Origin of the sequence: Cellulomonas fimi (assembly GCF_012952065.1) — a bacterium.
Lineage (GTDB): Bacteria > Actinomycetota > Actinomycetes > Actinomycetales > Cellulomonadaceae > Pengzhenrongella > Pengzhenrongella fimi_A.
Genome location: NZ_JABCJJ010000027.1, coordinates 22061 through 31598, shown reverse-complemented (window position 1 = coordinate 31598; position 9538 = coordinate 22061). Strand labels below are relative to the sequence as shown.

Here is a 9538-nt window from a genome sequence, read left to right as displayed (position 1 = left end):
CCATCGAACAGATGCCCTTCGATCTGGGACCTGAGAACCTCAACAAGCCTCATTTTCCCAGATCAGGGGCATCTGTTCATTCCGCGACACACCCACCAAACCGCACTACTCGCGGATCTGGGTCTGATCAGCGCAGCCCCGATCAGCGCAGCCTGATCAGAGCAGCCGCTTCTGCCAGACGCCGTACACGCCGGCGGGGGCGAAGCCGAGTGCCACGTTGATCCGCAGCATGAACGAGTTCTCCTCGGCGTTCCAGGTGTGAACGCGGACCGCGTGCGGGCGCACCTCGGCGAGGCGCTCGAGGTTGACCGCCTTGACGAGCTGACCGAGGCGTCGCCCCCGGTGCTCGCGCAGCACGAGCGTGTCCTCCTGGTAGACGACCTCCTCGTCCGCGAACGGGTACTCGAGCACGGTGAACGCGGCGAGGGTCCGGGTCGGCACGTGCTCGGCGACCGTGATCAGGGCCCCGCGACAGCTGCTCGTGCGCTGGTCATCGGTCGCCCGGACGCGGTCGGCGTCCCAGGGGTCCGCGCCGACGTCCAGGGCGGCGACCGGTGCGTCGGTGCTCATCCTCGTCTCGAGCCGGGCGAGCTGGTCGAGCCACTCGTCCGGGACGCGGTCGACCCACGTACGGACGCGGTACTCGTGGCCGACGGCGGCCACGGCGAGCGCCTCGTCGCGCAGCGCGCGCAGGCGCTCGGTCGGTACGGGTAGCGGGAGCACGCTGTAGCGCTCGGCCTGCTCGAGCGCGTAGCCGGCCCGGGCCGCGAGCTCGGCGCCGGCGTCGGTGCGCCGGATCCGCCCGCTCCCCGTCGGCGCGACCAGCACGCCGGGCTCGTCACCCGGCGGCTCGCCGCGGTGCTCCGAGGAGAGGATGACGAGCGTGCGCCCGAGGCCGCGGACCCGGTCCTCGGCAGCGCGCAGCAGCCCGTCGTCGAGCCCGGTGCGCACGTGCTCCGGATGGACGAGCACGTCGACCTCGGCCGTGTGCGTGTTGCCCCGGGTCGGCAGGCGCACGAAGGCCGCGCCGACGACGTCGCGGGACCGCTCGGGAGAGACCGCCGCGAGGTGGATCCGCTGCGTGTAGCGCTGGTCCTGCAGGGCGACGAGGGTGTCGAGCGCGGTGTACGCGAGGTCGTGGTGACCCCACGTCGCCTCGGCCAGGCTCCGCTCGAGCGCCGTCGTCCCGCGCACGCCCCACGCGGCGTCGTCGTCCAGGCTCGACGGGACCGGCACGTCGACGATCTCCCAGGTGCTCACCGCCCCAGGGTGCCGCCCGTCGGGTCACGAAGCACCCGATTTCCGCGGGCAGCCCAGCGACCTGTCAGACGTGGCGTGTGCCCGGGCGCGCGCTGGGTCTGACAGGTCGGGTCGCGGGGGTGGATCACCCGACGTGTCAGGCGTGGCGCGCGCTGCGGCACGCGCTCGGCCTGACACGACGGGTCAGGGCACGACGGGTCAGGGCACGACGGGTCAGGGCACGACGGGTCAGGACACGACGGGTCAGGGCACGACGGGTCAGGACACGACGTCGGCGCTCGTGCGCGCGGGCTCCGGCGCCCGCCCGGGCGGCTGGGTCGGTGTCGGCAGCAGCGGCTCACGTGAGCGCAGCGGTCGGACGACCTCCCCGGCGCCCGTGACCGTGAGCAGCTCGTCGTAGAGCAGCAGGTCGGCGCTCGCGTCCGGCTGCCCGGGGAGGCTGCACCGCACCTCGTCGGCCGTGATCTCGACGCGCACGCGCGCCCCCCGCCACCGGAGCCGGAACGACAGGCGGTCGATCGCTGCGGGCAGCGTGGGCTCGAGCCGGAGCCGCTCACCGTCCTCACGCATGCCGCCGAAGCCCTCGACGAGCGCGTTCCACGCCCCCGCGAGCGATGCGATGTGCAGCCCCTGGCTCGTGTTGCCGTGCAGGTCGCGGAGGTCGACGAGCGCCGCCTCGTGCAGGTAGTCGTGCGCGAGGCGCAGGTGGCCGGTGCGCGCGGCGATGACGGACTGAGCCGCCGCGGACAGCGACGAGTCGCGCACCGTGCGCTTCTCGTAGTAGTCGAAGTTCCGCGCCCTCTCCTCGTCCGTGAACGCGTCGGGGAACCACTGCATCGCGAGCACCAGGTCGGCCTGCTTGACGACCTGCTTGCGGTAGAGCTGGAAGTACGGCGCGCGGAGCATCAGCGGGCGGTCGTCCTCCGGGTCCGTGAACTCCCACTCGGCGTACCGCGTGAAGCTGTTGCACTGCGGGTGCACGCCGAGCTCCTTGTCGTACGGGAGATGCACCGCCTCCGCGGCGTCGCGCCAGGCGGCCGACTCCTCGGTCGTCACGCCCAGCGTGCGCGACTGCTCGGGGTGGCGCGCGACGGCGTCGGCGGCCGCCCGGAGGTTGCGCGCGGCCATGAGGTTGGTGAACACGTTGTCGTCGACGACGGCGGTGTACTCGTCCGGCCCGGTCACCCCGTCGAGGTGCCAGCGGCCGTGGCGGTCGTGGTGGCCGAGCGACAGCCAGAGGCGGGCCGTCTCGACGAGTACCTCGAGCCCGCACGACACCTCGAGCGAGTCGTCGCCGGTGATCCGGCGGTACTGCTCGAACGCCCGCGCGATGTCGGCGTTGAGGTGGAAGGCCGCCGTGCCGGCAGGCCAGTAGGCGGACGTCTCCTCGCCGTCGATCGTCCGCCAGGGGAAGGCCGCGCCGGCGAGACCGAGGGTCGCGGCGCGCTGGCGGGCGAGGTCGAGCGTGGAGGCGCGCCACCGCAGGGCGTTCGCGGCGGCGTCGGGCGCGGTGAGGGTGAGCAGCGGCAGCACGAAGCCCTCGATGTCCCAGAAGGTGTGGCCGTTGTACCCGGTGCCGGTCAGGCCCTTCGCGCCGATCCCGCGGCGCTCGGAGCGGGCACCCGCCTGGAGCACGTGGAACAGGCTGAACCGGACCGCCTGCTGCAGCACCGGGTCGCCGTCCACCTCGACGTCGGCGCAGCCCCAGAAGTCGTCGAGGTACGCGCGCTGCGAGTCGACGAGCCCCTGCCAGCCCGCGTACCGGGCCGCCGTGAGCGCGGCCGCGACCTGGTCGCGGAGCGCGGGCTCGGAGCGCCGGGCGGACCACCCGTACGCCAGGTACTTGACGACCCGCAGCCGCTCGCCCGGCGCGAGCGTCGTCACGATCGTGGTGCGCGCCCAGTCGGGCCGGGCGTCGTGCTCGACGTCGTACCGGCCGTCGACGTGCACCTCGTGGTCCATGCCCGCTGCCATCGTGAGCCCGCTCTGCCTGGTGCGGTGCAGCATCACGACGCCGCCCTGCTCGACGTCCTGGCTGACCGCGACCAGCGGGTTGTCGAGGGCCTGCGCGACGCGCGGGTCCTCGCTGTCGACCTCGGGCGGTGCCTCGTTGGTGACCAGCTCCGACTGCAGGATCAGGCGCACCGGGTCACCGACCGCCTCGACCTCGTACTCGATCCCCGCGACCGCGCGGTGCGTGAACGAGACGAGCCGGGTCGAGCGGACCCGGACGCGCTTGCCGGCGGGCGACACCCAGTCGACGTGCCGTTCGAGCACGCCGCCGCGCAGGTCGAGGCGGCGCTCGTGCGTCAGCAGGTCGCCGTAGCGCACGTCGAACGGCTCGTCGTCGACCAGAAGCCGCATGATCTTGCCGTTGGTCACGTTGACGAGCGTCTGGCCCGACTCGGGGTAGCCGTAGCCGCCCTCCGGGTACGGCAGCGGGTGGTTCTCGAAGAACGAGCCGAGGTACGTGCCGGGCGTCGCGTTGGGCTCACCCTCGTCGAGGTTGCCCCGCAGCCCGAGGTGGCCGTTGGAGAGCGCGAACAGCGACTCGGTCTGGGCCAGGGTGGTCAGGTCGACCGACGGCTCGCGGACGCACCAGGGCTCGACCGGCAGCGCAGCGCGCGGGGAGTGGCCCGCGCGGCTCGCGCTCACAGGAGGTCGCCCAGGTCGCGCACGACGACGTCGGCCCCGTTCGCGCGGAGCTCGTCGGCCTGGCCGAGCCGGTCGACCCCGACGACGTAGCCGAACCCGCCCGCGCGGCCGGCCGCGACGCCGGCGAGCGCGTCCTCGAACACCGCGGCGGCCTGCGGTGCGACGCCGAGCAGCTCGGCGCCGGCGAGGAACATGTCGGGCGCCGGCTTGCCGGGGAGCCCGCGCTCGCGCGCGACGATCGCGTCGACCCGCGCCTCGACGAGCTCCCCGAGCCCCGTCACCTCGAGCACGAGCTCGGTGTTCGCGCTGCTCGACACGACCGCGCGCCGCAGACCGGCCGCGCGCGCCGCCTCGAGATACGCGCGGCTGCCTTCGAACACCTCGACGCCGTCCTCGGCCAGGATCGCGAGCAGCAGCTCGTTCTTCCGGGCACCGACGCCGTGCACCGTCTCGGCCGTCGGCGGGTCGTCGGGCGCACCCTCGGGGAGCACGATGCCGCGGCTCGCGAGGAAGGCGCGGACGCCGTCGGGCCGTTTGCGACCGTCCACGTACCGGGCGTAGTCGTCCTGGGGGTCGAACGGCACGAAGGGCTCGCCGGTGCGTCCTGCGCGAGCCCGCAGGTAGTCGTCGAACGTGCGCGTCCACGCGGCGGTGTGCACGGTGGACGTGCGGGTGAGGACGCCGTCGAGGTCGAACAGGCATGCGGTGACGGTGTCGGGCAGGCCCAGCACGGGTGCCTCCTGGGGGTCGGCGTCGGCGTCGGGGTGGCTGGTGCCACTCTGCCGCCCCGGCGCCGATGTCGCAGCGCAGTCCGCAGGTCGGGCGGACGCCACCGCCGCCGTCGGCCAGGCGAGCCGCCCGTTGACCACGCCGGGGTCGGGGGTGCACGCTCGGAACCGCTCGCTCCCACGCGTCACGGGAGGCGCCATGCGCGCCGTTCGATGTGTCGCCGGACTGCATGCCTGGAAGCGGCATGTCGTCACCGACCAGGGCGGCCCGAAGTCGGTGTACGAACGCTGCACGCGCTGCGGCTGGGACCGGACCCGCTTCGTGGCGCTCGACCCGGCGTCGCCGCCGCCCGACCCGGTGGACAGGATCACCCCCGGCGTCGCCTGAGGTGCGCGCCGCCCGCGGATCCGCCTCAGGTCCGCCCCCGCGGACCCCGCAGGAGTCCGCGCGGACCAGTCCCCGCGGACTCCGAGCCACCTGACCGGTCCCCGACAGCCCGGACCCCGCACTCAGCCCCCGCCCCCCGCGCCCGCGCCCCGCGCCCACCTGCCCCCCGAACCCCCCGGGCGAGCCAGTTCGCTGGTGGTCTCGTCGCTCGGCCGACAGGGCGGACGCGCAGCGCCGCACCGAGGCAGGATCTGAGCCACCGATCCCGCACGGTGCCGAGTACGACGCTGAACGACGTCCGAGTGACGGGCTGTTGCGTGGGAGTGACGACGGCTCCTGAGATCCGACTGTCGTCTGCGCCCGATGTCGCCGCCACGGACGAGGCGCTGTTCCTTGCCGTCGGGCGCACCGGGTTCCGCTGACGGACCGCATGGCACCCAGGAAGGGCGAGCACGCCTAGCGTCGAACCGCATCACCGCTGGTGTCCGAGCCAACGACGGTCTCAGTCTTCTGCGGCGACGGCACGCGGGTGCACAGCCTGATTGCCGCGTCAGAGCGTGTCGATGCCGCGTCAGAGCGTGACGGTGCCCGCGACGACGGTCGTGGCGTCGCCGCCGACCCAGATCTCGCCGTCGACTGCCCGCACGTGCACGCGGCCGGCGCGGTGCAGGACCGTCCCCTGCGCCGCGACGTACGACGCCGGGACGAGGCCGGTGTCGACGAGCCACCGGCCGACGCCCGCGTTGAAGCTGCCCGTCACCGGGTCCTCGTAGCCGCCGCCCTCGCCCACGAACGCGCGGATCTCGACGTCCGGACGGGGGACGTCGTCGACTCCGCCGTCGTGCGGTCCGGCGTCGTCCTCGGGATGGGGGCCGACGACGCCGATGTCGAGCCCGGCGAAGGCCGAGCCGTCCGGCCGGATCGCGAGGACCTGTGCGGCGGACGCGAGCCGCACGCCGATCCACTGCGGTCCGTTGACGAGCCAGGACGCGTCGAGCACGTCGTCGCGGTCGATCCGCAGGGCCGCGCACACCTGGGCGAGCGTCGCGGCGTCGAGGGGCTCGTAGCGCGTGAGCGGCGGCCCGGCGAACGCCCAGCGCTCGCCGTCGCGCCGCAGGATGACCAGCCCCGCCGCGCACTCCTGCACGATCCGGCCCTCCGTGCGTCCCACGCCGCCGGCCTCGCGCCAGGCGTGCGCCGAGCCGAGGGTCGGGTGACCCGCGAAGGGCAGCTCGCCGTCCGGGGTGAGGATCCGGACGCGGTAGTCCGCGTCGTCCGTGGTGGGCGGCAGCAGGAACGTGGTCTCGGAGAGGTTGGTCCAGCGTGCGAAGGCCTGCATGTCGGCCTCGCTGATCCCCTCGCCGTCGACCACGACGGCGACGGGGTTGCCCAGCAGAGGCTGGGTCGAGAAGACGTTGACCTGGGCGAAGCGGCGCGTCGGCATGAAGGGACGGTACCCACCGGGCGTCGGGCCGGGGTCCGAGCCTCACGACGCGAACGGCCCAGCCCGTCGGACGCGCCCCCGTCAGCAGCGGGGCAGCGGTGCCCCGATCGGCCGCACGTCACGCACCGGTGACCCACTCGGCCAAGGCCTTCGCCACCTCCGGATACCCGACGGTCCCCTCCGCCACGGCGATGACGAGGTCGTAGGCGGGCTCCTCAGGAGCCTCGAGCCGCATGTCGTTCAGGCCGTAGAAGACCGCCCTCGCGACCCAGCCGAGGCGAGCCGAAGGTTGAGCGCCATGACGCCACGGTACTGCGACGGTACTACCCGGTCGACCGCGTTCTTGGTCGAGAGATCGCTAGGTCGGCGGCGCCGCCAACGCCCCCTCGACCGCGGCGTCGATCGGCACGTCGCCCTCGACCAGCTCGAGCGTCAGCCCGGCCGTCCGCGGCTCGGCGAGCAGCGCGGCGAGCACGGCCGCGACGTCGTCCCGGGAGACCTGCCCGCGCGGGACCTCCGGCTCGAGGCGGACCCGCCCGGTGCCGGTGTCGTCGGTGAGGCTCCCGGGCCGCAGGATCGTCCAGTCGAGGTCGCGCTCGCGGAGGTCCTCCTCGGCGGCCGTCTTCGCCGCGAGGTAGGCCACGAACACCGGGTCGGTGCCCGGGGGCGGCTCGGCGCCGACGCCCATCGACGAGACGAGCAGGTACCGGCGCACGCCCGCGAGGGCAGCGCTGTCGGCGAGCAGCGCGGCGGCGGCGCGATCGACGGTGTCCTTCCGCGCCGGGCCGCTCCCCGGTCCGGCGCCTGCGGCGAAGACGACGGCGTCGGCCCCGGCGAGGCGCGGAGCGAGCGTGTGCAGCACCTCGTGCTCGAGGTCGGCGACGACGGCGGACGCCCCGGTCGCCTCGACGTCCGCGGTGTGGTCCGGGTTGCGGACGAGCCCGACGACGTCGTGCCCCTGCGCGGCGAGCAGGCGGCTGAGCCGCAGTGCGATCTTCCCGTGGCCGCCAGCGATCACGATCCTCATCGACCTACCGTACGGGTCTCGGCGCGACCGGGCACAGGCACGGGCAGCACGGCAAGCACCGTCGTGCGGAGTCGACGGCGGTACCAGCCGTCAACATCTATTGACGACGCCGTAGCAGTCAACTTATGCTGACGCGCATGAGCACCGAGAAGGATCTCGTGGACAGCGGGACCAGCGCCGATCCGGCCGTCGGCCTCCGCGCCGTGGCGGCCCTGCGGCGGCTCGTCGAGCAGCTGGAGGACCTGCAGGTCCGCAGCGCGCGCGAGCAGGGCTGGTCGTGGTCCGACATCGCCGCGGTGCTCGGCGTCTCGAAGCAGGCGGTCCACAAGAAGCACGCCGGGCGGCTGATGTCCGCGCCCAGAGGGAGGCAGTGATGTTCGAGCGATTCACGAGCGAGGCGCGTACCGCCGTCGTCCACGCGCAGGAGGTGGCCCGACGGCTGAGCCACGACCGCATCGGCCCCGAGCACCTGATGCTGGCCGTGCTGGAGGACGAGACCGGGCTCGCGACGCGCGTGCTCACGGAGCTAGGGCTGGGCCGCGGCACCTTCGAGCGTCACGTCGCCTCGCTCGGCATCGCCGACGCGGACGCGCTCCGGAGCATCGGCATCGACCTCGACGCGGTGCGTCAGCAGGCCGAGTCGAGCTTCGGACCGGGGGCGCTGGACGACTCCGGCCGGACCCGTCGTCGCCGGGGGATCCTCCGTCGCCGGGTCGACCACATCCCGTTCACGGCGCCGGCGAAGAAGGCGCTCGAGCTGTCGCTGCGCCACGCGCTGGCGCTGGGTCACAAGCACATCGGGACCGAGCACCTCGTCCTGGCCATGGTGCACGACGACGGCGCCCCGGTCGCACGGGCGCTGCTGCGGCTCGGCGTCGCACCCGACGCGGTGCGGACCCGGCTGCGCGCGGAGCTCGGCCGCGCGGCCTGAGGGGGGCCGGGCTACGCGCCCGCCTCCCAGCGAAGCAGGTCGCCCGGCTGGCACTCGAGCACCTCGCACAGCGCCTCGAGCGTGGTGAACCGGACGGCCTTCGCGCGCCCGTTCTTGAGCACGGCGAGGTTCGCCGGTGTGATGCCGATGCGGTCGGCCAGCTCGCCTACCGACATCTTGCGCCGGGCCAGCATGACGTCGATGTCGACGACGATCGGCATCAGATCACCTCGTCGAGCTCGTCGCGCAGCGTGGTCGCCGTCGTGTCGAGCGAGACGGCCTTCGCGAGCAGCAGCCGCAGCACCAGCACGAGCAGCCCGATGCCGAGGACACCCATGGCGACGATCCCGATCACGAGCACGATCCCCGGGGCGACCGCCTCTCCGGGTGCCAGCAGCATCCCGAGCAGCATCCCGAGGCCCGACGCCACGACGGCGGCGCCGATGATCACGTCGACGTACCGGAACGCCGCGCGGCTGAACACCGTGTCGCGGCGCACCATGGTCAAGAGCTGCCAGATGCAGACGAGCGCGACCTCGACGGCCAGCGCACCGAGGATGCCGATCGCCACCACCGGCCACCGCAGGTGCGCCAACTCGGGGGCCTCCTCGACGATGTCGACGCCGAGCAGGGGCAGGATCATCCCCTGGATGACCAGCAGCCCCGCGAACATCATCACGATCACCACTCGCAGCGCGAGTATCGCCAGGCGGCCCATCGCCGTCGTCCCTCCGTTGTTGATCGAAAAACGATAGAAAACTATCGTTCCACGTCCGTGGGCGCAAGTCGCGGCGCCTCGGTTCACGCGACCGGCTGCCGGGATCCCACTCCCGCAACCGCCTCCGTGGGCAACGACGACGGGTCACGCCCCCGCCGCCGTCGGGCTCCTACGGCACCCCCAACCGCAGCCCGCACGCCGCCTCGGTCAGCGGGCGCCGAACCCGACCGCGCGCACGCAGTTCATCGACGACGAGATCGCCCGGCTCACGGGCGAGCATGAGTGCTGGCTCGACGACCATTCCGCGTCGCGGAGGGGCCCGAGCCGTTCGCGCGCCCGTTCCGTGCGTGCCGAGCGGCACGCACGCGAGTCGCACGGCGCGGAGAG

General features: G+C 73.5%; 10 protein-coding genes. 3 read left to right on the top strand and 7 right to left on the bottom strand.

Annotated elements, in window-relative coordinates:
* Nucleotides 1–156 precede the first annotated feature (156 nt).
* The 3 genes from HIR71_RS13635 to HIR71_RS13625 form a co-directional block, all read right to left on the bottom strand.
* A complete protein-coding gene (locus HIR71_RS13635) occupies nt 157–1260 on the bottom strand; it encodes a GNAT family N-acetyltransferase (protein ID WP_169325612.1) in 1104 nt (367 codons plus the stop codon).
* A gap of 258 nt (nt 1261–1518) precedes the next feature.
* Nucleotides 1519–3915: a glycoside hydrolase family 65 protein gene (locus HIR71_RS13630; protein WP_169325611.1), complete on the bottom strand. Its 2397-nt coding sequence runs from the start codon at nt 3913–3915 to the stop codon at nt 1519–1521.
* On the bottom strand, nt 3912–4646 hold the full coding sequence (locus HIR71_RS13625; RefSeq protein WP_311836285.1) for a beta-phosphoglucomutase family hydrolase: 735 nt from the start codon (nt 4644–4646) through the stop codon (nt 3912–3914). Before HIR71_RS13625 ends, HIR71_RS13630 begins: the two co-directional genes overlap by 4 nt.
* A 196-nt stretch (nt 4647–4842) precedes the next feature.
* On the opposite strand from HIR71_RS13625, the gene HIR71_RS13620 reads away from it, so the two are divergent.
* The gene (locus tag HIR71_RS13620; RefSeq protein ID WP_169325609.1) at nt 4843–5031 is read left to right on the top strand and encodes a hypothetical protein; all 189 of its coding nucleotides are present in this window, start codon (nt 4843–4845) and stop codon (nt 5029–5031) included.
* Nucleotides 5032–5602: 571 nt separating this feature from the next.
* On the opposite strand, the gene HIR71_RS13615 is transcribed toward HIR71_RS13620, so the two are convergent.
* Nucleotides 5603–6475 (bottom strand): PhzF family phenazine biosynthesis protein, encoded by an 873-nt coding sequence (locus HIR71_RS13615; RefSeq protein ID WP_169325608.1) that lies wholly within the window; start codon nt 6473–6475, stop codon nt 5603–5605.
* Between the two features lie 358 nt (nt 6476–6833).
* A complete protein-coding gene (locus HIR71_RS13610; RefSeq protein ID WP_169325607.1) occupies nt 6834–7502 on the bottom strand; it encodes an SDR family oxidoreductase in 669 nt (222 codons plus the stop codon).
* Between the two features lie 137 nt (nt 7503–7639).
* Here HIR71_RS13610 and HIR71_RS13605 point away from each other — a divergent pair, with 137 nt between their 5' ends.
* The gene (locus HIR71_RS13605; protein WP_169325606.1) at nt 7640–7876 is read left to right on the top strand and encodes a hypothetical protein; all 237 of its coding nucleotides are present in this window, start codon (nt 7640–7642) and stop codon (nt 7874–7876) included.
* Nucleotides 7876–8433, top strand: a complete 558-nt coding sequence (locus HIR71_RS13600) for a Clp protease N-terminal domain-containing protein (protein WP_169325605.1) — start codon at nt 7876–7878, stop codon at nt 8431–8433. Before HIR71_RS13605 ends, HIR71_RS13600 begins: the two co-directional genes overlap by 1 nt.
* Nucleotides 8434–8444: 11 nt before the next feature.
* Here HIR71_RS13600 and HIR71_RS13595 read toward each other — a convergent pair whose 3' ends face one another.
* Nucleotides 8445–8654: a helix-turn-helix domain-containing protein gene (locus HIR71_RS13595; RefSeq protein WP_169325604.1), complete on the bottom strand. Its 210-nt coding sequence runs from the start codon at nt 8652–8654 to the stop codon at nt 8445–8447.
* Nucleotides 8654–9151 carry a DUF2975 domain-containing protein gene (locus HIR71_RS13590; RefSeq protein ID WP_169325603.1) on the bottom strand — a complete coding sequence of 166 codons (498 nt, stop codon included), beginning with the start codon at nt 9149–9151 and terminating at the stop codon, nt 8654–8656. Before HIR71_RS13590 ends, HIR71_RS13595 begins: the two co-directional genes overlap by 1 nt.
* Nucleotides 9152–9538: the final 387 nt, after the last annotated feature.